This is a genomic window from Streptantibioticus parmotrematis, assembly GCF_019890615.1.
GTDB classification, from domain to species: Bacteria; Actinomycetota; Actinomycetes; order Streptomycetales; family Streptomycetaceae; genus Streptantibioticus_D; species Streptantibioticus_D parmotrematis.
This window is the reverse complement of record NZ_JAINVZ010000001.1, coordinates 299,011-324,214: the sequence shown is the minus strand read 5'-3', so window position 1 is coordinate 324,214 and position 25,204 is coordinate 299,011. Positions and strand designations below refer to the sequence as shown.

Below are 25,204 nucleotides of genomic sequence, written 5' to 3'. Positions count from 1 at the left end.
AGGTTCTCCTAGGGTCGGGCGGCGCGGGCGCGGGGGTGGCGGCCGGGGCCGCTCAGACGGTCCAGTCGAGGATGATCTTGCCGCTGCGGGCGGTGGCGGCCTCGTCGAAGGCGGCGTCGAAATCCGTGCAGGCGTAGCTGCCGGTGATCACCGGGGTGAGGTCGAGACCGCCCTCCAGCAGCACGGTCATCGCGTACCACGTCTCGAACATCTCGCGGCCGTAGATGCCCTTGACGGTGATCATCGAGGTGACGATCTTCGACCAGTCGACGGCGAACTCCTGCGCGGGCAGTCCCAGCATCGCGATGCGGCCGCCGTGCGTCATGTTGTCGACCATGTCGCGCATCGCCTCGGGGCGGCCGGACATCTCCAGGCCGATATCGAAGCCCTCCTTGAGGCCGAGGCGGGTCTGCGCGTCGGCGACGGTGGACTGGGCGACGTTGAGCGCGAGGGTCGCGCCGACCTTGCGGGCGAGCTCCAGGCGGGGCTCGCTGACGTCGGTGATCACGACGTTGCGGGCACCGGCGTGCCGGGCGACGGCGGCGGCCATGATGCCGATCGGGCCCGCGCCGGTGATCAGCACGTCCTCGCCGACCAGCGGGAAGGACAGCGCGGTGTGCACGGCGTTGCCGAACGGGTCGAAGATCGCGGCGACGTCGAGGTCGACCGGCGTGCGGTGCACCCAGACGTTGGACGCGGGCAACGCGACGTACTCGGCGAACGCGCCGTCGCGGCCGACTCCGAGGCCGATCGTGGAACGGCACAGGTGGCGGCGGCCGGCCAGGCAGTTGCGGCACTTGCCGCACACCAGGTGGCCCTCGCCGCTGACCAGGTCCCCGACCGCGATGCCGTCGACGTCCGCGCCGACGGCGGCGACCTCGCCGACGAACTCGTGGCCCAGCACGAGCGGCGTGCGCACGGCCTGCTGCGCCCAGCCGTCCCACGCCCGGATGTGCAGGTCGGTGCCGCAGATGCCGGTGCGCTTCACCCTGATCAGCACGTCGGAGGCGCCGTACTCGGGTTCGGGCACGTCCATGAGCCACAGACCGGGTTCCGCGTGCTGCTTGACAAGGGCCTTCATCGGCGCGACTCCTGGGCGTACGAAGAGCTGAGCCACCGACCAGGCGCTGACCAGCGGCGATCATCAATGTGCCGACCGGAGCACCGCCGCGTCCATCGAGGATTTCTTAAGCGGGCCAACAGAACGGCTTCACGCCAGGGGTGGGAGGGGCGCCGGAGGCTCTTGGGCCCGGGCGTGTCGCCGGGGTCGGAAGGGCGTGCGGGGGCCGCGAACGCAGGGGCCCGGCGACGCGCGCCGGGCCCCTGCGCAGTCAGCGATCAGCGTCCGGTGCCCCGGGCCTCCAGAGCCCGCTGGAAGACGTCGGCCAGGAGCGCGTGGCCTTGCCGGGTCGCGTGGATGTCCTCGTACGGGGTGCACATCCACGTCAGCGCGCAGATCCGCGCGACGTTCTCCGGGACGGTGCCCAGGCCGGGGGCGTCGACCGGGGCGAAGTCGTTGGTCTGGAAGGCGGCGGAGGCGTCGGCGACGCGGAAGCCGTTGATCCGGAACGCGGTGCTCAGGACGGTGTTGAGCGTGTCGGCCAGCGGCACCGACAGGTCGGCCAGGGTGTGACCGCTCGACCCCAGCAGCCAGGTGGCGAGGAAGGGATCGTAGTACGTCATGCCCGCGTAGCGCGGCCCGGGCCCGCCGGCGGCGCGCAGCTCGGCCGCGATGCGGGGTACGTCCTTCGTGACCGTGGCCAGCCCCTTGAGCACGCAGCCGGTGTCGATGCCGGAGGCCGAGAAGCAGCCGTCGACGTCGTTGGCCCCGATGTCCAGGGTGACCGTGGTGACCTGGCCCCGGTGCTGCCTCAGGAACGCGGTGGCGGCGTCGAGTTGGGAGCGGGCGCCGGAGTAGGAGCAGATGCCGCCGTCGAGCAGGGTGGTCGTGGTCTCGCCGCTGCACCCGAGCTGGACGTGCACCAGGCCCGGGTCGTTCTTCTTCAGGCGCTGGTAGAGCTGGTCGGTGTAGGACACGCCCGGGACGTTCGTCTTGGCGTCGGGCTGGTACCCGGCGGCGAGCGAGTCGCCGAGCGAGAGGTAGTAGTGGGTGCGGGTGTGCGCCGGATGGGTGGGCGCCGCGGAGGCGGGGGTGGCGCAGACCGCCGCGGGCAGGAGGGCCGCGGCGGTGACGGCGGCAGCGGCGGCGAGCCCGCCCGGCGCGGTGCGCGCTCGCCGGCGGGGCCGGCTCCTCTTCCTCCACGGGCGGTTGAGCACGTCGGACAGCATGGTGCGGCTCCTTCCGGCCGGGCTTGATCGCCCGCGCGCGGCCGATTATGCGCACCGGTGAACCATGTTCGACAAGAGCTTTGACGTGGAGTGAACGGGCCTGCTCCGCTTGGCGGTTGACCACCGCACGGCCGACGCCCCTGGTCACCGCCTCTATGATCAGCCCGGGTTCGTCGGTCACGTCTCCAACGGCCGGTCCGGCGGCCCGTGTTCATCCGCCCGTACGGCGGTGACGCCGCGACGGGTCGTACCGAGGGAAATGAGGAAGCGCCGTGCGTGAGTACTACGAGCGCGAAGAGATCATCGAGCGGGACGGGTTCTTCGGCGGGGAGGAGATCATCGAACGCGAGACGGTCGTCGAGCGCCGCGGTGGGTTCTTCGGCCGCGAGGAGATCGTCGAGCGGGAGACCGTCGTGGAGGAGCGCGGCGGCTTCCTCGGCGGTCTCTTCGGCGGCGAAGAGGTCATCGAGCGCGAGGAGATCGTCGAGCGCGACTTCTTCTGATCCTGGCGCGGTACCGGTTCGCCGGTCTCGTCAGCGCGTGTCGTGTCGCGGCCCGCGCTGACGACGCGTGTGCGGGCCGGGCGGGCGTCGGCCCGGGCTCCGCGGGGCGCTCACCGGTCGGCGACCGCGCCCTGTCCAGGGGTCCCGAACTCCCGCACCGCCTCCTCGACGATCGCGTTCAGCCGCTCGTGGTGGGCGCCGCGCCAGTAGACCTGACCGCAGTCGGCGCACTGCGCGTACACGTCGTAGCTGCGTTCGGTGCCGCCGTGCAGCCGCTCCCGCACGGCCTCCTTGCCCGCCTCGCGCAGCACTCCGTTGCACGCGGTGCACCTGGTCCACGGCCGCAGCGGCGGTGCGAAGCGCGACAGCACGTCCTTGAGCTGCTCGGGGGGCCGGTGGCTGTAGACGTAACCGCCCGCCCACAGCTCGCGGCGGTGCAGCAGGCCCCGGTCGCGGGAGAGCATCACCCGCTGCTCGGCTGCCGACCGGGCGGCCAGCGCCGCGTCGCCGATGTCCACGCTCTCGTACGCGGTGTCCACACCCAGCAGCCGCAGCCTGCGGGCGAGCGTGCCGAGGTGGACGTCGAGCAGGAACCGGGGCGGACCGGGCAGCGGCTGAGGCCGCGTCACCTCGCGCACCCGCACCTCGTCCCCCTCGACCGGCACGTAGCGGGGCGGCACCTCGCGTCCGCCGACGTGCAGCGCGCCGACCTCGGTCAGCGGTACGCCGAGGGACTCGACCACGTGGCCCAGCGAGGAGACGCCGTCGGTGCGCACCTGCGCGCCGTCCTCCCGCAGCCGCGCCGCCACGAAGACGTGCAGGTGCGGGGAGAAGGCCAGCCGGATCCCAGTCCTGTCCACACGGCAAGCATGCCAGCGCGGGCCCCCGCCCGGCCAACGTCTTTCGACGCACGCGGCGCGCTCCCGTGCGAGCCCGTTCCCCGGGGGTACGTTGGTCGGACGCGCGTTCCAGGGGAGTCCCATGAGCGAGTCAGACCACGAGGCAGCCGGCCGGCCGCGTCCGCAGGGCCAGGGCGGCGACGAGTCGCTGGAGCGGTTCGGCTACGAGCAGGAGTTGCGCAGAACGCTGGGCCTGCGCGACCTGCTGGTCTACGGCATGGTCTTCATGGTGCCGATCGCGCCCTTCGCCATCTTCGGCGTCGTCTTCGACACGGCGAAGGGCATGGTGCCGCTGACCTACGTCATCGGCCTGGTGGCGATGGTGTTCACCGCGCTGAGCTACCGCGAGATGTCGCAGGCGTTTCCCATCGCCGGATCCGTCTACGCGTACGCCGGGCGCGGGCTGCGGCCGGAGGCGGGGTTCCTCGCCGGGTGGGCGATCCTGCTGGACTACCTGCTGGTGCCCACGCTGCTGTACGTGACCGGTGCGGTGGCGTTGCAGTCGGTGATCGGCGGGGTGCCGCAGTGGCTGTGGATCGTCGTGTTCGTGGTGTTCAACACCAGTGTGAACATGCTGGGCATCCGCACGACCGCGCAGATGAACAAGCTCTTCCTGCTGGCGGAACTGATCATCCTGGCGATGTTCGTGGTGTTGAGCGTCATCGCGATCAACGACGGCAAGAACGGCGCCCATTGGACCACCACGCCCTTCTACGACCCGCACGTCTTCTCGGTGGGCCTGGTCTTCTCCGCGCTGTCGGTGGCGGCGCTGTCGTTCCTCGGCTTCGACGCCATCTCCACCCTCGCCGAGGAGGTGCGCGGCGGCCGGAAGGTGGTCGGGCGGGCGACGCTGCTGTCGCTGTGCCTGGTGGCCGCGTTGTTCGTCGTGCAGACGTATCTGGCGGCGTTGCTGCTGCCGGGCCGCACCTCGCTGCCCAACCAGGCGGCGGAGAACACCGCGTTCTACGACGTGGCGCGGATCGCGGGCGGCGTGTGGTTCAAGGACGTGGTGGCGGTCTCCAGCGCGCTGGCCGCCGCCGTCGCCAACTCCCTGGCGGCGCAGGCCGCGACCTCCCGGTTGCTGTTCTCGATGGCACGCGACGGCCAGCTGCCGCGGTTCCTGGCCCACGTGCATCCCACCCGGAAGGTGCCGGAGCGGGCGGTGCTGCTGGTCGCCGTGATCAGTCTGGGCCTGGGGCTCGGACTGGTCGGGCAGGTCGGGCTGTTGTCGTCGCTGGTGAACTTCGGTGCGCTCTTCTCGTTCCTGATGCTGCACGTGTCGGTGATGTTCTACTTCCTGGTGCGCAGGCGCGAACACACCTACGGCATGCACCTGGTGGTGCCGCTGATCGGTTTCGCCATCATCGGCTACGTGCTCTACAACGCCGACTCCAAGGCGCAGATCGGCGGTTCGTGCTGGCTGGTGATCGGCATCGCGATCCTGCTGGTCCGCAAGCTGACGGGCCGTTCGACGGAACTGAAGCTGGACGCCTGACGGCTCACGGCGTGGGGACCGCCCGCGCGACGTCCAGCAGCAGCCCGTAGGCGGTCGGGACGAAGGCGTCGCTCGTGCGGAAGCGGCGGGTGCAGGCGCCGGCGACGGCGGTGCCGGTGGCCGGGCAGAAGCCCAGGAACGCCTGCTGTCCGCTGGTCGCCCCGCAGTGGAAGTACACCGGCCCGTGGTCGGTGGAGTGCTGGAACCAGGTGAGGGTGTGGACCTCACGGCGGCCGAACCCGCGGCGCAGCAGCGGTTGGCGCACGGCCCGCAGCGCGGAGTCCAACGGCGTGCTGTCCGGCCGCAGATGGGCTTCGAGGAAGGCGAGCATGTCGTACGGCGTCGCCCGCACCGCGCCCGCCGCCGCGAAGCCCGCCACGTCCAGCGGGGGCAGCGTGGTTCTCCCGTCGCGCCGGTGTCCCACGGCGTCCTTGCCCGTGGCGGGCGACGGCCGCAGCGCGGTGTCGCGCAGACCCAGCGGCGCGAGCACCTCGGCGGTCAGGAGTTCCTCCCACGCGGTGCCGGTGGCGGCGGCCAGGGTGTGGCCGAGGACGGAGGCGCCGAAGTTGGAGTAGCGCCAGCGCGCGCCGGGGCGGTGCCGGGGCCGGGCGCGCAGGAAGGCGGCGACGACGCGGTGCGCGGGATATCCGGAGTAGGGGTCGGTCGACCAGCGCGGCAGCGCCTGCGGGTAGAAGTCGGCGGGCATGCCGGGCAGTCCCGAGGTGTGCGTGATCAGGTGGGTCAGCGTGACGCGGTCGACGCCGCCGTGCCGCCGCCCCGGGTCGAGCAGTGTCGCGGCGCGCTGGTGGTAGGCGACGCGGCCGGTGGTGGCGAGCCGGGCGAGCAGCAGACCGGCGAACGGCTTGGAGGCCGAGCCGAGTTCGTACCGCAGCCGGTCGCGTCCGCCGGGCGGGGCGGGTGCGGTGCCGCCTTGTCGTACCCGGCGGGCGCCGTCGGCGGACAGGGCGAAGACGACGTCGGGCGCGTCGACCGCGTCGACCGCCCGCTCCAGCAGGTGGTCCGGGTCGTCGTCCCCGGTCGGCTCCCCCGCCGCCGTCCGGACCGCGGTCGTGCTCACGACGGCTCGGGCGTCAGCGCGGACAGCGAGCGAGACAGGGCCAACGCGGAGGCGAAGGCGGCGACGAGCGTGGGGTGGTAGACGAGGTCGAAGAGGTCGTCGGGCTCGCCCTCGGGCATCTCGCGCAGCGCGGGCATGGCGCCGTCGGGCTGCTGGGCGGCGGCGAAGCCTTCCCACGCGGCTTCGTCGAAGGTGGGCCGGGGCAGGCAGGCGTCGACGACGAGGAGTTCGCCGAGCAGGTCCCAGCGTCGCAGTTCCAGCCAGTCGTCCAGCCACACCGGCAGCCAGTCGGCCAGGTAGCCGGCGATGTGCGGCGGCAGCCGGTCCGGCCGCTCGCCCCAGTCGGTCAGGTGGAAGACGGTGTGGGTGATGTCGTACGCGATGTGGCCCTCGACCGTCCACGGCTCCGGGGTGCGGGCCAGCCAGGTGCGGGCGGTGGCCTCGTCGACGCCGGGTTCTGGGCGCAGGCCGAAGCGGCGCTGGAAGGCGGACAGACCCAGGCGCCTGACCGGCAGCACCTCCACGGCGGACCAGCTGCCGAGCCGGTGGTTGAGCCGGGTGGCCCGCTCGATGTCGGGCTGTTCGTAGCCCAGTTCGCGGAACGGCAGGTAGACCTCGAAGGGGATCGGGGAGATCGGTTCGGTGCGGGCGCCCTCGACCAGCATCCGGCCGCCGTCGAGGGTGTCGCGCCAGACGTGGTCGAGCAGTTGCCGGGCGAGCTGTGACTGCCGTGAACCGGCCACGCCCTCGCGGAAGATGACCCCGCAGATCACCGCGAGTTCACCGATGGGCTTGAAGCGGTCCATCAGGCCGACCTCGGGATCGGCGTCGGGCTCCAGCCGGAATCCGTCGCGGCGCGCGTGCAGCCATTCCAGGGCCCGCAGACCCACGCCGTGGATGAGCCGGGTGCTGGTCATGTGCGTGCTCCGTCCAGCGGTTCGGTGGCGAGCGGAGCCGTGCGCGGCGGCGGGGCCGTCCGCTCAGTGGTGAGGGTGGCGGCGAAGGCGGCCACCAGGGTGGAGTGGTAGCAGTGGGTGAAGTCCCTGGGCCTGCCGCCGACTTCGGGGAGGCCGCCCTGCTCGTCCTGGGCCTCGGCGATCCGGGCCCACACGCTCTCGTCGGACTCGCGTGCCGCCCCCGCGGTCTCGGGTGTCGGGTCGGACGGCTCGGGCAGGCTCGCGGCCACGGCGAGCAGTTCGCACCCCAGGTCCCACTGCTGGTCCTCCAGGCAGCCGTCGGTCCAGGCGGGCAGCCAGGTGCCGAGGTAGCGCGCGAGGTCGTCGGGCACGGCGTGCGGCGCGGCACCCCAGTTGGTGAGGTGGAAGACGGTGTGGGTGAGCGCGTAGCCGCTGGGACGCTCGAAGGACCAGGGCTCGGGCAGCGCGCCGAGCCAGGTGCGCTCCAGCGCTTCGGCCGGGTCGGCGGTCCGCGGGAAGCCGCCGCGGCGTTCGGTGTTGAGGATGCCGAGACGCCGGTTGGGGTCCTGTTCCGTGGCCCGCCAGTTGCGGGTGCGCAGCACGGCGCCGGCGAGCCGTTCGAACTCCGGGTGGCGCAGCCCCGCTTCCGCGAAGGCCGCGTAGATCTCCAGCGGGTAGGTGGCGAACGGCTCGGCGCGCAGCAGGTCGAGGAAGAGGGCGCCGTCGTCGGTCTGCCGCCACGCGAAGTCGACCAGCTCGGCCGCCACGTGGTGCCGTTCGTCGTCCGGTGGGGTGGCGCGGCGGATGGACAGGCACAACTGGGCCAGTTCGCCGAGCGGTTTGAGGGTGCGGTCCACCGGGGTGCGCGGGTCGGTGACGTCGGCGGGGAGCGCGAAGTCGTCCCGGTGGCCGCGCACCCAGCGCAGCGCGGCGCGGGCGACCTCGTCGGCGTACGGCGCGGTCACGCGCGCAGTCCTTCGTCCAGCAGCCGTTCGTCGCGGATGTGCCGGGCGGCGTGCGCCTGGAGGGCGACGCGGGGGTCGTCGTCGCTCATCAGCAGCACGAAGTCGAGGCCGGTGTCGAGGCCGAGGGTGTCGGGGACGCCGTCGAGCAGTGCCAGCCAGCGGGCGGCACCGGCGGCCTGCAGCCAGTCCCTGCGGCGTACCGCCCGTACGAAGCCGCGGGCGAGGTCCACCGGCCGCAGCGCCGCGGTCGTGGCGACCTCGCTGGGCAGGCCGGGCAGCGCGAGGGCGCCGAGTACGGCCAGTTGGTGGGTGAACCGCTGCCAAGGCAGGGAGTGCAGCCAGGAGGCGCCGGGTTCACCGGTGTCGGGGAGCGCCGGGTCCTCGTCGGGGCCGCTCAGGGTGCGCAGAGCGCGCCGCATGCCCCAGTGGCTCCATGCGGTGACCGGCGCGGCGCCCGGGGCGGCGGGGAAGGCCAGGGTCGCGGTACGGAAAGCGGCCACCCGTTCGGGGGACAGCGAGTAGCCGGCGAGGGTGGCGGGCAGCAGCACGTCGGCGCCGAGCACCCGTACCGCGGCGAGTCCCAGTTCGTCGTCCGCGAGGGCCGTGCTCCCAGCGAGGTGGCCCCCGCCCCGGAGGGCGGAGACCACCTCGTGTGCCAGGTCACGCACCGCGCCCGTCAGCGGGGGCAGGCCTGACTGACTCATGCGAGTCCCCCGTCAGCCCTTCTTGGTGGGCCGAGGAGTCGGAGGCGACAGGAGCAGCGCGCCCTGGCCGCCGATCAGCGCCAAGGCGGCGCATTCACGGGTGTCCCGGAAGGTCCCTTCCGCTTCCGCGGGATTCAGGGCGGCTTCGAGGTCGATGTCGATGTCCTGGGCGACGTCCCGGACCACGGATTCCTCGGAGAACATGCAACCATCCCCTAAGTGGGAAGTGCGGTTTCGCTTACTCGTCCAGTGGAACGCACCTCGACCCATCCCGCAAATGGTCCAGCGGGTGACCGGGGAAAATATTTGTTTGACGTTCATTTACCGGTCGGCAAGTGACGTAAATCGCGGCTCATTTGAAAGCACAACGGAAACACGCACGAGAAAACGGCACGTCACACTCGTGACGTGCCGCCAACTCGCTTGTTTTTCCTGCCGGTTCAGAGCCCGAGGAGAATCGTGTCAGGGTGGATCGGCAACCGTCGCACACGCATACCCGTGGCGTGATGCACTGCATTGGCCAAAGCTGCTGCCGCGCCGACGATGCCGATTTCCCCGATTCCCTTGGATCCCATCGGATTCAGGTGCGGATCGTCCTCGTCGATCCAGTGCACGTCGATCTCCGGAACGTCGGCACAGGCCGCGACGTGATAGGAGGCCAGATCGCGTTCGGTGAAATCGCCGAACTCCGGGTCCAGGAAGCTGCCTTCGGTCAGTGCCATGCCCAGCCCCATCGTCATTCCGCCGATGAACTGCGAGCGCGCCGTACGGGGATTGAGGATGTGCCCGGCCGCGAAGACACCCAGCATCCTGCGCACCCGCACCTCGCCGGTCACGGTGTCCACCTGGACCTCCGCGAACTGCGCCCCGAAGGCGTGCCGGGAGTACTCCGTGCCGCCGCCCGCCTCCTGCTCGGTGTCCGCCCGTACGAACAGGCCCCCGTCCGGCACGTGGCCGCCCGCGTCGCTCACCCGCTGCCGCAGGTCGGTGCAGGCCTTGTGCACCGGCCAGCCCCAGGAGGCGGTGCCGGACGAACCGCCGGCGACCGATCCGGCGGGCAGGTCGCCGCGGCCGATGCTCACCCGTACCAGGTCGAGCGGTACGCCGAGGGCGTCGGCGGCGATCTGGGTGAGCACGGTGCGGGCACCGGTGCCGATGTCGGTGGCGTTGACCCGTACCTCGTAGCGGCCGTCCGAGCCCGCGTACGCCTCGGCGTGCGAGGGGAACACCCACACCGGGTACGTGGAGGCGGCGACACCGCTGCCGATCAGCAGGGGGCCGTCGCGGCCCACGGCCGGGCGCGGATCGCGGTCGTGCCAGCCGAAGCGGCGGGCGCCCTCCCGCAGGCAGTCCACCAGGTGGCGGCTGCTGAACGGCCGCCCGGAGTCCGGCTCCACGGGCGGCTCGTTGCGGATCCGCAGCTCCACCGGGTCGAGACCGCAGGCGCTGGCGAGTTCGTCCATCGCCGACTCCAGCGCGAACATCCCCGGGCACTCCCCCGGCGCCCGCATCCACGAGGGGCTGGGCACGTCGAGCCGGGCCACCCGGTGCGTGGTGAGGCTGTGCGGGGAGGCGTACATCATCCGGCTGGAGACGGAGGCCTGCTCGACGAACTCGGTGAGCGTCGAGGTCTGGGTGACCGTCTCGTGGGCCAGCGCGTCGATGTGGCCGTCGGCGTCGGCGCCCAGGCGCACCCGCTGGATGGTGGGCGCGCGGTGGCCGGTGACGGCGGCGATCCGGTTGCGCGGCAGCGCGAGGCGCACCGGGCGTCCCACGGCCTTCGCGGCGAGGGCGGCGAGGGCGACGTGCGGACGCGGGGTGCCCTTGGAGCCGAAGCCGCCGCCGACGTGCTCGCTGACGACGCGCACGTCGGCCTCGTCCACCTCGAACAGCGCGGCGAGGGTGGAGCGCACGACGGTCGAGCCCTGGTTGGAGTCGAAGACGGTGAGGGCGTCGCCGTCCCACACGGCGGTCGCCGCGTGCGGCTCCATGGGGTGGTTGTGCAGCGGCGTGACCTCGTAGACCGCGTCCACGGTGATCTCGCTCGCCGCGTAGGCGGCGTCGAAGTCGCCGCGCCGCCGGTCGGCCGGGTGGCCCGCGTTCACCTCGTCGGGGGTGTAGAGCCCGGGACGGTCGGCCGTCAGGACGACGTCGTGCGGCTGCTCGTCGTACGTGACGCGCACGGCGCCGGCGGCGGCCCGGGCGGCCTCCAGCGTCTCGGCGACCGCGAGCGCGACGATCTGGCCGTGGTGGGCGACGTGCGGTGAGCGCAGGACGGCCACCATGGGGTCGCCCGCGTCCGCGAGCCGGGGAGCGTTGGCGTGGGTGAGGACGGCGAGCACCGCCGGGTCGCGCAGGGCCTCGCTGTCGTCGACGGCCGTGATGTCGCCGCGGGCGACGGTCGCGGTGACCGGCCAGGCGTGGGTGAGGCCGTCCAGCGGATGGTCGGCGGCGTAGGAGGCGGCCCCGGTGACCTTGTCGCGGGCCTCGATACGGGCGACGGCTTCGCCGGTGACACGGGGAAGGGTGGTCACGGCGTCCCCCCTGCGCTCGCGGCGGCCAGTTCGGTCAGCATGCTCACCGCCATGCGGCGCGCGAGCGGCACCTTGTAGCCGTTGTCGCGCAGAGGGCGGGCGGCGGCCAGTTCGTGGCGTACGGCGTCGTCGAAGGAGGCGGTCGTGGCGGGCTCGCCGAGCAGGGCCTCCTCCGCGGTCCTGGCCCGCCATGGCTTGGCGGCCAGCGCGCCGAAGGCGACGCGCACGTGGTGCACGAGCCCCTCGCGGACCTGGAGGACGGCGCCCACCGAGGCGAGCGCGAAGGCGTAGGAGGCGCGGTCGCGGGCCTTGCGGTAGGCGCTGCGGGCGCCCGGCATGGGCGGGGGCAGCTCGACGGCGGTGATCAGCTCGCCGTGCCGCAGGGTGGTGTCGCGGTCGGGCGCGTCGCCGGGCAGCCGGTGCAGGTCGGTCAACGGCACGCGGCGCGGTCCGTGTCCCGAGGCGACGTCCACGATGGCGTCCAGCGCGGCGAGGGCGACGGCCATGTCGGACGGGTTGGTGGCCACGCAGTGCTCGGAGGCGCCCAGCACGGCCAGATCACGGTGCGCGCCCTCGCGGGCCGGGCAGCCGGTGCCCGGGCGGCGCTTGTTGCAGGGCTTGCCGACGTCCTGGAAGTACGGGCACCGGGTGCGCTGGAGCAGGTTGCCGCCGACGGTCGCCGCGTTGCGCAACTGGGTGGAGGCGCCGGACAGCAGTGCCTGGGAGAGCACCGGGTAGCGCTCCCGCACGAGCGGGTGCACCGCGAGCGTGCTGTTGCGCACGGCCGCGCCGATCCGCAGGCCGCCGGTCCCGGTCTCCTCGACGGCGTCGAACGGCAGTCTGCTGACGTCCACCAGCAGGTCGGGGGCGGCGACACCCAGTTTCATCAGGTCGACCAGGTTGGTGCCGCCGCCGAGGTACGCCCCCGTGGGCGCGTCGGCGAGCAGGGCCACCGCGGTGTCCGCGTCGGCCGGGCGTTCGTACTGGAAGGTCTTCACCGGGCCACCTCCCGCACGGCGGCGACGATGTTGACGTAGGCGCCGCAGCGGCACAGGTTGCCGCTCATGCGCTCGCGGATCTCCGCCGCGGTCGGCTCGACCGGGCCGGGCGGGGTGTCCGGCGGGGTGACGACGCTGGGCCAGCCGGCCCGGGCCTCGGCGATCGCGGCGACGGCCGAGCAGATCTGGCCGGGCGTGCAGAATCCGCACTGGAAGCCGTCGTGGTCGACGAAGGCCTGCTGTACGGGGTGGAGCCGGTCGCCGTCCGCGAGCCCCTCGACGGTGGTGACGTCCGCGCCGTCCAGCGAGACCGCGAGCAGCAGGCAGGCGTTGACCCGCCGGTCGCCGTCGAGCAGCACCGTGCAGGCACCGCACTGGCCGTGGTCGCACCCCTTCTTCGGCCCGGTCACCCCGGCCTGCTCGCGCAGCAGGTCCAGCAGTGTCGTCCGGTTGTCGATCACGCGGCTGAACGGTTTCCCGTTGATCCGCAGCCCGACCTCACTCGTGCCGTCCATGCCGCGACCTCCTTCTGCCCCGGTTTCCGGGGTATCCCACGCGGGACGGGACGAAACACGCACGGCGGGGCCATCCGGACGCCGACGCGGGAGCGCGCGGCTACTCCTCCTCCCACAGCCGTTCCACCGCGCGCAGGACCAGCGCGCAGATCTCCTCCGGGGCGGCCTCGGACAGGGGCGCGCGGGGCTCGACGACGCGCAGCAGGCCGATGCCCAGGAGCCAGGCCATCGCCAGTTCCGCCCGCAGCGCCGCGTCCGGGGCGCCGGACAGGGACGCCAGGGCCTCGGCGTAGCGCGTGCCGAGCGCCTGAAGGGTGTCGGCCGCCTCGTCCCGGCCACCGACCGAGCGCAGGTAGACCTCCAGCGAGCGGTCGCCCGGCGCGGTGGAGCCGGTCTCCAGCAGGCCGCGCAGCGCGGTCTCGAAGAGCTTGTCGGGGGGCGTGGCGCGGACCTGTTCGTGCCCCCCGCGGGCCATCGCCTCGACCAGCAGGCCCTTCTTCGAGCCGAAGTAGCGGTAGACCAGCGCCTGGTTGACGCCCGCGCGCTCCGCGATGTCGCGGACCGTCGCCGCCTCGTAGCCGCGTTCGGCGAACAGGTCCGCCGCGGCGGCCAGCAGCCGCGCCCGCGTCCTGGGCGCGTCCCTGCGGCGCTGCGGGGCCTGGTTCTCCATGGTGCTGACCTCCTGGGACGCGGCCGCCCAGGATAACGGCCGGACGGCGTCGTTGACCGCCCCACCGGCCCCGCCTACGGTTGTCAACGCGTGCTTACTTGACGGATTTTCCACCGGAGGAAGAACGGTGACCGTGAACGACACCGCACTCGCGTACCCCTTCAACTCGGCGGAGGGACTGGCCCTTTCGGACGCGTACGAGAAGGCACAGGGACAGCCGGGCCTGTTACGCGTCCAGCTCCCCTACGGCGAGCCCGCGTGGCTCGTCACCCGCTACGACGACGCCCGGCTGGTGCTGGGCGACCGCCGCTTCAGCCGGGCGGTCGGTGCCGACCACGACGAGCCCCGGCAGTCCGAGGGCAGACTCGGCAGCGGCATCCTGAGCATGGACCCGCCGGACCACACCCGGCTGCGGTCGCTGGTGGCCAAGGCGTTCACCGTCCACCAGGCGGAGAAACTCCGGCCGCAGGTGCGGCAGTTGTGCGCGGAGTTGCTGGACGACATGGAGGCGGCCGGGCCGCCCGCCGACCTGGTGGACGGCTTCGCGCTGCCGCTGCCCGTCGCGGTGATCTGCCGGATGCTCGGGGTGCCCGCCGAGGACCGCCCGAAGTTCCGGGTGTGGAGCGACGCGGCCCTCTCCACGAGTTCGCTGACCGCGGCGGAGTTCGAGGCCAACCGCGAGGAACTGCGCTCCTACATGCGGCAGTTGATCACCGTCCACCGCGACGATCCGCGCGACGACCTGATGACGGCGCTGATCGACGCCCGCGACAACGGCGACCGCCTCAGCGAACTCGAACTGGTCGACCTGTGCGTCGGCATCCTGGTCGCCGGGCACGAGACGACGGCGACCCAGATCCCCAACTTCGTGCTCACCCTGCTCGACCACCCCGCCCAACTGGCCGCGCTGCGCGACGACCCGGGGCTGATCCCCGCCGCCGTCGAGGAGTTGCTGCGCTTCGTGCCGCTGGGCAGCGGCGCCGCACAGCCGCGCTACGCGACCGAGGACATCGAGGTCGGCGGCACGCTGGTGCGCGCCGGAAGCCCGGTGCTGGTGGCGACCGGCGCCGCCAACCGCGACGCGTTGCGTTTCACCACGCCCGGCACCCTGGACATCGCCCGGGAGACCAACCAGCACCTCGGTTTCGGCCACGGCGTGCACCACTGCCTCGGTGCCCCGCTCGCCCGGCTGGAACTCCAGGAGGCGCTGGCCGCGCTGACCGGCCGGATGCCGGGACTGCGCACGGCCGGGGACGTGGTGTGGAAGTCCGAGATGCTGGTCCGCGGCCCGCGGTCCATGCCGGTGGCGTGGTGAGGCCGGTGAGCTGGAAGGTACGGGTCGACCGCACTCGCTGCATGGGATCGGGCATGTGCGCCGCCATCGCGCCGGACGCGCTGACGCTGGACGGCGCGCACGCGCGGCCGGTGGCGGAGGAGACGGCACCGGACGAGAACGTCCTGGACGCGGCCGACGTCTGCCCGGCGCAGGCCATCACCGTACGGGCGGACGGCGAGGTCGTAGGTCCACGCCCGGACTGACGCGACGTCAAGTCCCTTGTGTGAAGGGGTTATCGGGCAGTCGCCGAACGCGCAAGACTACCGTTCGCACCCGATCCGCGCGGGTCTTCCCGAAGAATGGCCCGATCCATCGCTGTCCTGGATACCGTGAGCGCTCTCGCTGCGCAGCGTGACTCCATCCATCCAGACAGCGAACGGGAGTGGTGACGCCGAGGTGCCACGTGCCGCCGGGTTCCGCCGGCGCACGTCACCTCGGCGCCGCACGACCGTGGAGGGGCGCGGTATGGGCAGACACCGGCGGCCGGTGGGCGAGTTGTGCACGCGATCGACGATGGTGAAAGCGGCCGCCGCCATAGGGGTGGCCACCGCCATCGCGACCGGGGTGACCGCGGTGGTCGACGGCCCGACCGGCGCGCAGGCGGCGCCGGGGCCGTACCGGGTGCCGCTGCGGTCGCTGGCCCCGGTGGCCGGGGCGACGCCTTCCGGCTCCGCCGCGGCGGGGTCCGGGCGGACTGTGCCGAGCGGCATCGCCACGCGGGATGCCCTGGCACCCGGGCCTGCGCTGGACTCGTCCGCGCCGCTGGTGACCGGGGGCGCGACCGGGCCGGGGACGGCATCCGGGGGCGCGGCTGCGGGCGGGGGCTCCACGGCATCCGGCCCGGGGACCGGATCCGGCCGGTCGAGTCCGACCGCCTCACCGACGGATCCCGGTGGCACCACACCGGCACCGACCCCCACCACGCCGGGGCCGACCCCCACGAGCGGGGGCGGGAACGGTGGCGGCGCGGGCGGTGGCGGGAAGGGCTCGGGCGGCGGCGGAGTCCTCACCACGGCCGTGGACGGCGTGGTGAACAGCGTGAGTGCGGTCCTCCACCTGGTCGGGGGGCTGCTCGGCGGCGGATGAGGCGGGCGCGCCGTCGGTCGTCGGGGTGCCTGATGCCGTCAGGGGCGCCTGATGCCCTCGGGAGCGACTGGGGCCGCGGCGCACCTGGCTCCGGCCCCGCCCCCGTCAGTCGCCGAGCGCGGACGGCTTTCCCAGCAGGCTGTCTTCGAGGTGCGTGAGCAGGTCGCGCGGTCCGTCGTAGACCTCCTCGGCGCCCGCGTCCAGCAGGTCCTGCCGGGGGAAGCCGCCGGACAGCACACCGAGGCAGCGCACCCCGGCCCGGCCCGCGGCCTGCGCGTCCCACACCGCGTCGCCGACGAAGACCGCGTGCCGCGCGGGCACGTCCGCGCGCTCCAGAGCCCGTTCGACCAGGTCGGGAGCGGGCTTGCCGGCCTCCACGTCGTCGGACTTGGTCACCGCGTCGATCACGTCGTCGGCGTCCAGCGCGTCCCGCATGACCTGGAACTCCGCCGGTTTCGCCGAACTCGCCAGCACCACGCTCCAGCCCCGGTCGGCGCAGGCGCGCAGCAGGTCGGACGCGCCGTCGAGCGGGGCCAGCCGGGACCAGTACTGCCCGTAGAGCACACCGTGGGCGGCGCTGATGTCGTCGTCGCGCGCGGTGTCGCGGCCGGGGCCGAGCAGGTGCGCCAGCAGGTGGTCGCTGCCCATGCCGATGGCACGGTGGATCGCGGACGTCGGCACGTCGTGGCCGTTCTGCCGCAGCGCCTCCCACCAGGCGACCGTGTGCAGGTAGACGGTGTCCATCAGTGTGCCGTCCACGTCGAACAGCACGGCCCGGGAAGCGTCCCGCCCCGCCATGTCACCACCTCCGCGATCCCACTCGTCGCGCGGGCCTCACCACGGCCCACGTCTGCCTCGGCGAGACGGGTACCCCGCGCCGGCTCATGCATCCCGGTCCGCCCCGATCACCCGTCCCACCGGGCGACAGGGTTCCGCGGGGCCCGGCGCGGATCAGTTGCGGGTGAGGGTGCGGGAGGCGGCCGCCGCGATCGCGATGCCCAGGGTCCAGCCGAGCACCGTGAGCACCACCGTGACCGCCTCGGGTACGCCGTGGTACTGCCAGACGTCCGGCTCGCCGAAGCGGATCACCGGGATCAGGTGGTCGGCCGCGTAGAGCACGGGGTTGAACGAGGAGGTGTCGTCGGTGGCCACGTGCTGCGGGCGGACCTGGTCGAAGTAGGCGCTGCTCGCCACCAGCAGCACGGCCGCCCAGCCGATCGCGCGCAGCGGCCGGTAGCCGTAGCCGACCAGCACGTCGAGCAGGTGGCCGGGGACCCGCCGCCACCAGGGCAGCCGGGCCCGCGTGGCGCGCTGCTTGGCCAGCAGGACGGTCCTGGCCTCGCCGTCGATGCCCAACGAACGGTAGTACGCGGCGAGTTGCTCGTACGGCTGGGCGCGGAAGCCGCCGGTGACCGTGGTGTCGGAACGTGTGACCTGACGCCTGATCAGGTCCAGGCGTTCCCGCGCGTCGCGGTAGTCGGAGAACGGCCCGTACTTCAGTCCGTCGAGGTTGAGCCGCTTCGGCCAGCAGCCCGGCTCGTCCCGGATGCCGCCCTCGACGGTGACCGAGTACACGCTCAGGTACGCGTCGGGGCTCGCCATACCGACGAGGTCGAGGTGGCCGGTGATCTTCGACCCGGTCAGGTGCACCTCGCCGTCGGCCCGGAATCCGTCGCCGAGCTTGAGGGCGCTGTCGACGGACATACGCATGGCGTGCAGCGCGACGCCGTGGCCCGGCGCGGGCTCCAGCCGGGCGCCGCTGAGGTCGAGGCCGTTGCCGAACTTCGCCCCCGGCAGTCTGACCTGCCCGCGCGCGCTGAACGGCCGGCCGTCGCGTGAGCCGTCGGGCCACAGGCGGGTGTCACCGGCGACCGTGAGCGCGTCACCGTACAGCGCCGTGCCGCCGAGCCCGTCGAGGGTGGCCCCCGCCAGCAGCAGCGAGCTGCCGATGCGGGCGCCGGGCAGGCGCAACTCCCCTTGGGCACGCAGCCGTTGGGCCAGCAGACTGCGGCCGACGTGCATGCCGCCCGCGTTGAGCGACTTGCCGCTGGTGTTCGTGTGGCCGATGACCGCGTCGGCGAGGGTGACCTGGCCGGTGATCTGCGCGTTGATCAGGCAGAACGAGCCGGAGACCCGGGCCCTGGAGGCGAACAGGCTGCCGTCGACCCGCAGGCCGTCCGCGTGGACCGAGCGCCCTGGTCCTGCCACCACGGTGTCCCGCAGGTCGAGCGTGCCGCGTATGTGGGCGCCGTACGCGCTCAGGCGCAGCAGCCGCGATCCGCTGAGGTCGACCGACTCGGTGACCGCGCCCTCCATGTCGACCGCCGCGTCGAACCGGCACTGCCGCAGCTGGAGCAGGGAGGAGACGCGTCCGTGGTCGACGCGCAGCTCTCCGGTGACGCGGGCGCCCGCGACGCGGACCGCCGCGACCGCGCCCACGGAGGCGGAGCAGGCGCCGAGCAGGAGGGCGGCGACCACCTCGGCGCGCACCGTGCGGTCGGCGGTCCAGACGTCGGCCCGCTCGGGGTCGTCCGCCTCCGGGTCGCCGGTGCGCAGGTCGACCAGTTCGCCGTGCGGGAAGGCACGCCAGACCCGATGCTCGGTCTCGCTGAGCCGACCGAGGCGGCGCGGCACGGTGCCGGCGGGGAGAACGGAAGTACGACCCATGGCGTCATCCTGCCGTAGTCGCAGGCGAGTTGGGGCGGCGGGCCGATCTTTCCGGAGGGCGGCCGACGATGACCGCGCGCAGCCGGTCGTCACCTGCGCGTTGCCGGGGATTGTATGGAAGGTCACCCCAACTGACCTACGAATCAACCCATCCGAATGATATTCTTCCGATGAATCTTAAGTTCAGCACGTGCATAGTCGTTCTTTGGAAGGGGACGGATAGTCATGGCCGGGGGCAAGCGAATCATCGTCGGTGTGAGTGAGTCACCCGCGAGCCTGGCGGCGCTGCGACGGGCGGTCGCCGAGGCGCGTCGCACGGACGCGCTGCTGGTGCCGGTCCTCGCGTGGATACCGCCCGGCGGCGAGCGGGCCTACCGCAGTCACCCCGTCCCGCAGCTGCGCTCCCGCTGGGAGCAGGAGGCCCGGCGCCGTCTGGACACCGCGTTCGAGCAGGCCTTCGGCGGCTACCCGTCCGACGTCGACATCCACCCGCTGCCGGTGCAGTACGCGGCGGGCCCCGCGCTCGTCCAGCTCGCCGACCAGTACGACGACGTCCTGGTCGTGGGCACCGGCCGCCGCGGCAGGCTGCGCCGTCTGGCACACCGCTCGGTCAGCCGGTACGTGCTGGCGCACGCGTCCTGCCCGGTCATCGCCGTCCCGCCGCCCGAGCTGATGCGCGAACTGAGCCTGCCGGCACGGGCGTTGCGCAAGCTCCCGGTGATGGACACCCCGCAGTGGGCGACCCCGGTCCGCGGCTGACGCGCACCCCAACCCGGCTCCACGCCCGCCCTGTTCGGTGACCGACGGGGCGGGCGGGAGCCGTCGGCCGTGCGGCGCCGCCCGGGTGGTGATCGGTGGCACGTCGGGGTGGTGATCGCGCAGACTGTGAGCATGACCCCGGACGAGTTGAGGGCCGCGTGCCTCGGGCTGAACGGCGCCGTCGAGGAGTACCCGTTCCCGCGCCACCCCGACGTGTCCGTCTACAAGGTCGAGGGCAAGATCTTCGCGCTCAGCACGCTGCCCGCCACGCCGCTGACGGTGAGCCTCAAGTGCGAGCCCGAGCTCGCGCTGCGGCTGCGCGCCGCGCACCCGTGCATCGTGGGCGGCTACCACCTCAACAAGCGCCACTGGAACACCGTGACGCTCGACGGCTCACTGCCCGACCGCACGGTCGAGGAGATGATCGAGGACTCCTACGACCTCATCGTCGCCGCCCTCCCCCGTCACCGCCGCCTCCTGCTGGACTGGCCCGGCGAGCGCGCGGACCGCGAGGGCTCACGGTGACCGGGCCCCCCGATACGCTGGGCGACGTGCATGTGTCGTTCGTGTGCAGCGGCAACATCTGCCGCTCCCCCAGCGCCGCCGTGGTCTTCTCCGAGCGGCTGCGCGAGGCCGGTCTCGCCGACGAGGTGCGGGTCAGCAGCTGCGGCATCGGCCCGTGGCACGTGGGCGAGCCGATGGACGTGCGCTCCGCCGAGGTGCTGGACCGCAACGGCTACCCCACCGGTCACGTCGCCGCGCAGTTCGGCCCGGAGCACCTGGACGCCGATCTGCTGGTGGCGATGGACCGCGGTCACGCGGACGCCCTGCTGCGCAGGGTCGGCGACCGTGACCACGAGCGGGTGCGGCTGCTGCGCTCGTTCGACCCGCGGGCGGGCGCCGACCTCGACGTGCCGGATCCGTACTACGGCGGCGCGGACGGCTTCGACGACGTGCTGGCGATGATCGAGGCGGCGATGCCCGGTCTGCTGGAGTGGGTACGTCTTCGGCTCGCCTCATGACCGGCGCCGAGGACCCGGCCGACGTCGCCGCCCGGCTGACCGGCCACCGCGTCCTGCCGGGATCCGTCCCGCGCGGCGCGTCCGGCCTGGCGGAGGTCACGCTGGACGGCGTCGGGACGGTGGTGGTCAAACGCGGGAGCGACCCGCGTTCGGCCCGCGCGGAGGCGGCGGGGCTGCGCTGGCTGGCCGGTGCGGACGCCGTACGGCTGCCCGAGGTGCGCGGCGCGGACGACGACTGGCTGGTCGTGGACCGGGTGGAGACCGGGGCCGCGACGCCGGAGGCGGCCGAGGAGTTGGGGCGGGAGCTGGCCGCGCTGCACGCCGCCGGGGTGCCCGCGTTCGGCGCGCCGCCGCCGGGCGGTCCGGCCGACGCGTGGATCGGGCGCGCCCCGATGGCGAACCGCCCGGGCGACCGCTGGCCGCGGTGGTACGCCGAGCACCGCGTGCTGCCGTACCTGCGCGAAGCCGTCGACCGGGGCGCGATGGGCACCGGCGACGCGGCCCTGGTCGAGCGGGTCTGCGACCGCCTGCCGGAGCTGGCCGGGCCGGACCGCCCGCCCGCGCGGCTGCACGGCGACCTGTGGAACGGCAACGTGCTGTGGGGCGCCGACGGCCACGTGCGGCTGATCGATCCGGCCGCGCACGGCGGTCACCGGGAGACCGATCTGGCGATGCTGCGGCTCTTCGGCTGCCCCCACCTGGACCGCGTGCTGGACGCCTACGACCGGGCGGATCCGCTGGACGACGGCTGGCGCGGGCGCGTGGGGCTGCACCAGTTGTTCCCGCTGCTGGTGCACACCGTCCTGTTCGGCGGCGGCTACGCGGCCCAGGCGGTCGCGGCGGCCCGCTCGGCGCTGCGCGGGTAGGAACCGGCAACGCCGATGGGGGCCGTCACGAGGAGGACGACGGCGTCTGCGGCCGCTCCCGTTCGCCCGCCGCGGCCGTGGGCACCGGCGGCGCCGGCTGGTGACGACCTCGGGCGAGCGAGGCGACCGCGGAGACCACGGCCATCAGCGCGGCCACCGAGAAGACCGTCACCAGGCCGTGGTGGAACGGCCCCGAAACCAGCCGGGGGAAGAACTCGTGCCCGGTCAGGGTGTTGGCCTGGGCCGCCGTGACCTTGCGCAGCACGCCGCTGGGCCCCAGCAGGTGGGCGATCGGGTTGTTGCCGAGGAACGTGGCGAACAGCGTGCTCACCGGAGGCAGCGACGCCACCTGGTGGGCGGTGCCCGCGGGCACGCCCTGGGCCGTCAGCCCGCTGGTCAGGGTGTGCGGCAGCTTGGAGGCGAGACCGGAGATCATCAGGGAGAAGAACACGCCGATGGACAGCGCCGTACCGGAGTTCTGGAAGGTCGCGCGCATCCCGGACGCCACACCACGCTGCTCCGGCGCCACACTGCCCATGATCGCGGAGGTGTTGGGCGCGGAGAACATCCCCTGCCCGATGCCGCTGAGCAACAGCAGTCCCGCGAAGGCGAAGTAGTTGAAGTCCACCGGCAGCATCAGCAGCCCGCCGAACGACAGCGCCACCAGCACCAGCCCCGTCGTGGAGAACACCCGGGCGCCGAAGCGGTCCGACAGGTAGCCGGAAGTGGGACCGGCGATCAGGAAGCCCGCGGTGAGCGGCAGCATGAAGATGCCCGCCCACAGCGGGGTGTCCTCGAAGTTGTAGCCGTGCAACGGGAGCCAGATGCCCTGAAGCCAGATGATCAGCATGAACTGGAGGCCGCCGCGGGCGATGGCGGTCAGCAGCGCGGCGAGGTTGCCCGCCGCGAACGCCCGGTTGCGGAAGAGCGCGAGCCGGAACATCGGCTCCTTGACGCGGGTCTCCACGAAGCAGAAGACGACCAGCAGCGCGATGCCGCCGAACAGCCCGCCCAGCACCTTCGGGCTGCCCCAGCCGGTCGGCGCCCCGCCGTACGGCTGGATGCCGTAGGTGATCGCCGCGAGCACCAGGCCCGCGCCCGCGGTGAAGGTCAGGTTGCCCACCCAGTCGATGCGTCCGGGCTTGCGGCTGCCGGTCTCGCGCAGGCTGCGGTACGACCAGAGCGTGCCGACCACGCCGATGGGCACGCTCACCCAGAACACCGCGCGCCAGTCGATCGCGGCGAGCAGGCCGCCCGCCAGCAGGCCGAGGAACTGTCCGGCCAGCGCGGTGATCTGGTTGATGCCGAGGGCCAGTCCGCGTTGTCTCGCGGGGAACGCGTCGGTGAGGATGGCGGCCGAGTTGGCGGTGAGCATCGAGCCGCCGAAGGCCTGCACGATGCGCCAGCCGATCAGCCACAGCGCGCCGCTGCCGCCCTTGAACGGGTCCAGGGACAGCGCCAGTGAGGCGCAGGCGAAGATCGCGAAGCCCAGGTTGTACATCTTGACCCGGCCGAACATGTCGCCGAGTCTGCCGAGGACCACCACCAGCACGGCGGAGACCAGCAGGTAGCCGAGGATCATCCACAGCAGGTAGCCGATGTTGCCGGGGGCCAGCGGGTCCAGGCCGATGCCGCGGAAGATCGCGGGCAGCGAGATGATCACGATGGAGGAGTCCACCGTGAAGATCAGGACGCCGAGGGTGGTGTTGGACAGCGCCACCCACTTGTAGCGGTCGCCTGCGGCGGTGGCGCCCGAGGTGTGGTCGGTGGCCTTCACAGTCGCTCAGCCAGCCTCTCCAGCAACGGCAGCAGGGTGAGCAGGCGGCCGAGTTCGGCCTCGTCGAAGTCCTGCCGCAGCACCGTGGTCAGCCGCTGGACGCTCTCCGAGCGGCGGTCGAGCAGGACGCGCTCGGCTTCCTCGGTGGCGGTCAGCACGACCCGGCGGCCGTCCGCGGTGTCGGGGCGCCGCCGCACCAGGCCGCGTTCCTCCAGCACCGCGAGCGTGTTGGCCATGGCTTGGGGGCGCACCCGTTCCAGGTCGGCCAGCACGCTCGGGGACTCCGGGCCGTCCTGGCTGAGCCGGGAGAGCACCGAGACCTCGGACAGTGCCAGGTCCCCGACGGCGTGCTGCTGCCGCAGGCGCCGCGCGATACGGCCGACGGCGAGCCGCAGCCCGGCCGCAGCCCGCTCGGCGTCGTCTGTCGCTTCTCTTCCTTCACCCATAGGTACTAACAATAGGCTTATCAGTCTGATGTTAGTAACCCCCGGGTGAGACGGGACGGCCCGGCGACGGTCCTGGCCGACCGGCACGAGCGAGCCGAGGCCCAGGCCGCGGTGCGGCGCCGGGCCTCGTGCTGCCCGTGGCTCAGCCAGGAGTGTGGGCGGGGTCAGTGGTGTGCGGCTCGCTCAGCGCTGGTTTCCGTTGTCGTCGCCGAACTCGTTCTTGAGGCGGTCCTGTGCCGTGTCGACCTGGTCGCCGTACTTGCGCCCGGTCTTGTCGTCCACGAGGTCGCCGCCCTTGTCGACGCCCTTGTCCACCTGCGACTCGTGGCCCTTCAGCATGTTCTTGAGCTTGTCCAGCACGGACATGGGAAAGCCTCCTTCACGTAGGTCCCCCACGTCCCAGCATCACGGCACCCGGCGGCTTCCGCATCCGCGAGCGCGGCGGGGCGGGGGCGACGACTAGAATCAACAGGCGAATCTGCTTATTCGACCCATCCTGCACATTTCTCGCTCCGCCCCCCAGTCCTCGATGCCGCGAACGGGACCGCGCCCATGGCAACCTTCCCCGGACGATGGCCGTGGTACGTGGGGTTCGTTCCGGCCGCCCTGGCCGCGGGCGGGCTGGCGTGGAACGCCCTGTCCCCCAGCGAGTACTGGGGCGACGGCATGGTCGCGGCGGCGTGCGTGGTGGCCGGCGCCCTGACGTCGCTGCGGTACACCGTGCTGGTCGGGACCGTGATCACGCTGGGGATCGTGGCGCTGGTCGCCAGGGACGGGTACCTCGGTCACACCGCCGGCTCGCTGGAGCTGGTCAACACGGTCTTCGCGGCCCTGGTGGGCGTCGCCGTCAACCTGGTCATCGCGCGGCACGGCCACCGGCTGGCCGTCGTGCGCTCCGTCGCCGAGGCGGCACAGGCCGCGGTGCTGCCGGCTCCCCCGGCCCGCATCGGCCCGCTGGCGGTGGCCGCCTGCTACCAGGCGGCCCAGACCGAGGCCCTGATCGGCGGCGACGCCTACGCCGTGCAGCCCAGCAGGTACGGCACCCGGCTGCTCATCGCGGACGTGCGCGGCAAGGGGCTGGGGGCGGTGCGGGCCGTCTCGGTGCTGCTGGGCGCGTTCCGGGAGAACGCCGACCGGGCGCCCGACCTGGTCACGCTGGCGGACTGGCTGGAGCAGTCGCTGCTGCGCGAGCTCGTCGGCCACGAGCGGGAGGAGGTGGGCCTCGAAGGGTTCATCACCGCGCTGCTCGGCGAGTTCAGCCCGCGGGGCGATACCCTGCGCCTGCTGGACTGCGGCCACCCGGCGGCGTACCTGTTCCGCGACGGCGGCCTCACGGCGCTGGAGTCGGCGGACCCGGGGCTGCCGCTGGGGATGAGCGTGCTGGGGATCGCCCGGTCCGCGCCGGACAGCTGGCCGGTGGCGGTCGGGGACACGCTGCTGCTGGTGACCGACGGCGTCACGGAGGCCAGGAACGCGGCCGGTGTCTTCTACGACCCGCTGACCGAGCTGTCGGGCCTGGGCCCGTTCCGCTCCCCCGACGACGCGCTGGACGCGGTGGTCTCAGGGGTGCGGCGCTGGACGGGCGGCCCGCGCGACGACGACATGGCGCTGCTCGCCCTCACCCGCGTGCCCGGGCCCCCGGGCGCCTGAAGCACGTCAGGCGGCCGGGGGCCCGGGG

At 73.0% G+C, this 25,204-nt stretch carries 27 protein-coding genes; 10 read left to right on the top strand and 17 right to left on the bottom strand.

The genetic code is table 11. From position 1 onward, the window contains the following. Nucleotides 1–52: 52 nt before the first annotated feature. The gene (tdh, locus tag K7472_RS01510; protein WP_222973157.1) at nt 53–1,081 is read right to left on the bottom strand and encodes an L-threonine 3-dehydrogenase; all 1,029 of its coding nucleotides are present in this window, start codon (nt 1,079–1,081) and stop codon (nt 53–55) included. Nucleotides 1,082–1,338: 257 nt separating this feature from the next. Continuing rightward, nucleotides 1,339–2,289: an SGNH/GDSL hydrolase family protein gene (locus K7472_RS01505; RefSeq protein ID WP_222973155.1), complete on the bottom strand. Its 951-nt coding sequence runs from the start codon at nt 2,287–2,289 to the stop codon at nt 1,339–1,341. 272 nt (nt 2,290–2,561) lie between these two features. Here K7472_RS01505 and K7472_RS01500 point away from each other — a divergent pair, with 272 nt between their 5' ends. After that, on the top strand, nt 2,562–2,792 hold the full coding sequence (locus K7472_RS01500) for a hypothetical protein (RefSeq protein WP_222973153.1): 231 nt from the start codon (nt 2,562–2,564) through the stop codon (nt 2,790–2,792). Between the two features lie 110 nt (nt 2,793–2,902). Here the strand turns inward: K7472_RS01500 and K7472_RS01495 are convergent, their stop codons facing one another. Further along, nucleotides 2,903–3,652, bottom strand: coding sequence for a Mut7-C RNAse domain-containing protein (locus K7472_RS01495; RefSeq protein ID WP_308013719.1), 750 nt, complete (start codon nt 3,650–3,652; stop codon nt 2,903–2,905). Between the two features lie 121 nt (nt 3,653–3,773). Between K7472_RS01495 and K7472_RS01490 the strand changes: the two genes are divergently transcribed. Beyond that, nucleotides 3,774–5,186, top strand: a complete 1,413-nt coding sequence (locus K7472_RS01490; protein WP_222973150.1) for an APC family permease — start codon at nt 3,774–3,776, stop codon at nt 5,184–5,186. A gap of 4 nt (nt 5,187–5,190) precedes the next feature. Here the strand turns inward: K7472_RS01490 and K7472_RS01485 are convergent, their stop codons facing one another. The 9 genes from K7472_RS01485 to K7472_RS01445 all read right to left on the bottom strand — a co-directional run bounded on the left by K7472_RS01485 (nt 5,191) and on the right by K7472_RS01445 (nt 13,567). Then, nucleotides 5,191–6,264, bottom strand: a complete 1,074-nt coding sequence (locus tag K7472_RS01485; RefSeq protein ID WP_222973149.1) for a serine hydrolase domain-containing protein — start codon at nt 6,262–6,264, stop codon at nt 5,191–5,193. Then, complete coding sequence (locus K7472_RS01480) at nt 6,261–7,181, bottom strand: DUF6895 family protein (RefSeq protein ID WP_222973148.1); 921 nt, start codon at nt 7,179–7,181, stop codon at nt 6,261–6,263. Before K7472_RS01480 ends, K7472_RS01485 begins: the two co-directional genes overlap by 4 nt. Continuing rightward, entirely contained in the window at nt 7,178–8,146 is a 969-nt protein-coding gene (locus K7472_RS01475) for a DUF6895 family protein (RefSeq protein ID WP_222973147.1), read from the bottom strand. The genes K7472_RS01480 and K7472_RS01475 overlap by 4 nt, the downstream gene beginning before the upstream one ends. Further along, nucleotides 8,143–8,850, bottom strand: a complete 708-nt coding sequence (locus K7472_RS01470; RefSeq protein ID WP_222973146.1) for a hypothetical protein — start codon at nt 8,848–8,850, stop codon at nt 8,143–8,145. The genes K7472_RS01475 and K7472_RS01470 overlap by 4 nt, the downstream gene beginning before the upstream one ends. A gap of 12 nt (nt 8,851–8,862) precedes the next feature. Continuing rightward, nucleotides 8,863–9,054 carry a hypothetical protein gene (locus K7472_RS01465; RefSeq protein WP_222973145.1) on the bottom strand — a complete coding sequence of 64 codons (192 nt, stop codon included), beginning with the start codon at nt 9,052–9,054 and terminating at the stop codon, nt 8,863–8,865. A gap of 236 nt (nt 9,055–9,290) precedes the next feature. After that, complete coding sequence (locus K7472_RS01460; RefSeq protein ID WP_222973144.1) at nt 9,291–11,384, bottom strand: xanthine dehydrogenase family protein molybdopterin-binding subunit; 2,094 nt, start codon at nt 11,382–11,384, stop codon at nt 9,291–9,293. Further along, on the bottom strand, nt 11,381–12,382 hold the full coding sequence (locus K7472_RS01455) for an FAD binding domain-containing protein (protein WP_222973142.1): 1,002 nt from the start codon (nt 12,380–12,382) through the stop codon (nt 11,381–11,383). The genes K7472_RS01460 and K7472_RS01455 overlap by 4 nt, the downstream gene beginning before the upstream one ends. Further along, nucleotides 12,379–12,897, bottom strand: a complete 519-nt coding sequence (locus K7472_RS01450) for a (2Fe-2S)-binding protein (protein ID WP_222973140.1) — start codon at nt 12,895–12,897, stop codon at nt 12,379–12,381. The genes K7472_RS01455 and K7472_RS01450 overlap by 4 nt, the downstream gene beginning before the upstream one ends. A 100-nt stretch (nt 12,898–12,997) precedes the next feature. Then, nucleotides 12,998–13,567, bottom strand: a complete 570-nt coding sequence (locus K7472_RS01445) for a TetR/AcrR family transcriptional regulator (protein WP_222973136.1) — start codon at nt 13,565–13,567, stop codon at nt 12,998–13,000. A gap of 127 nt (nt 13,568–13,694) precedes the next feature. On the opposite strand from K7472_RS01445, the gene K7472_RS01440 reads away from it, so the two are divergent. The 3 genes from K7472_RS01440 (at nt 13,695) to K7472_RS01430 (ending at nt 15,989) form a co-directional block, all read left to right on the top strand. After that, nucleotides 13,695–14,882 carry a cytochrome P450 gene (locus tag K7472_RS01440; RefSeq protein WP_308013718.1) on the top strand — a complete coding sequence of 396 codons (1,188 nt, stop codon included), beginning with the start codon at nt 13,695–13,697 and terminating at the stop codon, nt 14,880–14,882. 5 nt (nt 14,883–14,887) lie between these two features. Next, complete coding sequence (locus tag K7472_RS01435; protein ID WP_222973133.1) at nt 14,888–15,106, top strand: ferredoxin; 219 nt, start codon at nt 14,888–14,890, stop codon at nt 15,104–15,106. A gap of 262 nt (nt 15,107–15,368) precedes the next feature. Beyond that, the gene (locus K7472_RS01430; protein ID WP_222973132.1) at nt 15,369–15,989 is read left to right on the top strand and encodes a hypothetical protein; all 621 of its coding nucleotides are present in this window, start codon (nt 15,369–15,371) and stop codon (nt 15,987–15,989) included. A 105-nt stretch (nt 15,990–16,094) separates the two neighbouring features. Here the strand turns inward: K7472_RS01430 and K7472_RS01425 are convergent, their stop codons facing one another. Beyond that, nucleotides 16,095–16,787 carry an HAD family hydrolase gene (locus tag K7472_RS01425; protein ID WP_222973131.1) on the bottom strand — a complete coding sequence of 231 codons (693 nt, stop codon included), beginning with the start codon at nt 16,785–16,787 and terminating at the stop codon, nt 16,095–16,097. Between the two features lie 153 nt (nt 16,788–16,940). Continuing rightward, nucleotides 16,941–18,656: a hypothetical protein gene (locus K7472_RS01420; RefSeq protein ID WP_222973130.1), complete on the bottom strand. Its 1,716-nt coding sequence runs from the start codon at nt 18,654–18,656 to the stop codon at nt 16,941–16,943. Nucleotides 18,657–18,881: 225 nt separating this feature from the next. Between K7472_RS01420 and K7472_RS01415 the strand changes: the two genes are divergently transcribed. The 4 genes from K7472_RS01415 (at nt 18,882) to K7472_RS01400 (ending at nt 21,303) form a co-directional block, all read left to right on the top strand. Continuing rightward, nucleotides 18,882–19,415: a universal stress protein gene (locus K7472_RS01415; RefSeq protein WP_222973129.1), complete on the top strand. Its 534-nt coding sequence runs from the start codon at nt 18,882–18,884 to the stop codon at nt 19,413–19,415. A gap of 132 nt (nt 19,416–19,547) precedes the next feature. Continuing rightward, on the top strand, nt 19,548–19,940 hold the full coding sequence (locus K7472_RS01410) for an MmcQ/YjbR family DNA-binding protein (protein ID WP_222973127.1): 393 nt from the start codon (nt 19,548–19,550) through the stop codon (nt 19,938–19,940). A gap of 26 nt (nt 19,941–19,966) precedes the next feature. Continuing rightward, complete coding sequence (locus K7472_RS01405; protein WP_308013717.1) at nt 19,967–20,437, top strand: low molecular weight protein-tyrosine-phosphatase; 471 nt, start codon at nt 19,967–19,969, stop codon at nt 20,435–20,437. Next, nucleotides 20,434–21,303: a fructosamine kinase family protein gene (locus K7472_RS01400; RefSeq protein ID WP_222973125.1), complete on the top strand. Its 870-nt coding sequence runs from the start codon at nt 20,434–20,436 to the stop codon at nt 21,301–21,303. Before K7472_RS01405 ends, K7472_RS01400 begins: the two co-directional genes overlap by 4 nt. A gap of 25 nt (nt 21,304–21,328) precedes the next feature. On the opposite strand, the gene K7472_RS01395 is transcribed toward K7472_RS01400, so the two are convergent. The 3 genes from K7472_RS01395 to K7472_RS01385 all read right to left on the bottom strand — a co-directional run bounded on the left by K7472_RS01395 (nt 21,329) and on the right by K7472_RS01385 (nt 23,892). Beyond that, a complete protein-coding gene (locus K7472_RS01395; protein ID WP_308013716.1) occupies nt 21,329–23,080 on the bottom strand; it encodes an MFS transporter in 1,752 nt (583 codons plus the stop codon). Next, nucleotides 23,077–23,526, bottom strand: a complete 450-nt coding sequence (locus K7472_RS01390) for a MarR family winged helix-turn-helix transcriptional regulator (protein ID WP_222973123.1) — start codon at nt 23,524–23,526, stop codon at nt 23,077–23,079. The genes K7472_RS01395 and K7472_RS01390 overlap by 4 nt, the downstream gene beginning before the upstream one ends. 183 nt (nt 23,527–23,709) lie before the next feature. Continuing rightward, nucleotides 23,710–23,892, bottom strand: coding sequence for an antitoxin (locus tag K7472_RS01385; protein WP_222973121.1), 183 nt, complete (start codon nt 23,890–23,892; stop codon nt 23,710–23,712). 186 nt (nt 23,893–24,078) lie between these two features. On the opposite strand from K7472_RS01385, the gene K7472_RS01380 reads away from it, so the two are divergent. After that, on the top strand, nt 24,079–25,176 hold the full coding sequence (locus K7472_RS01380; protein ID WP_222973119.1) for a PP2C family protein-serine/threonine phosphatase: 1,098 nt from the start codon (nt 24,079–24,081) through the stop codon (nt 25,174–25,176). The last annotated feature ends 28 nt before the right edge of the window (nt 25,177–25,204 follow it).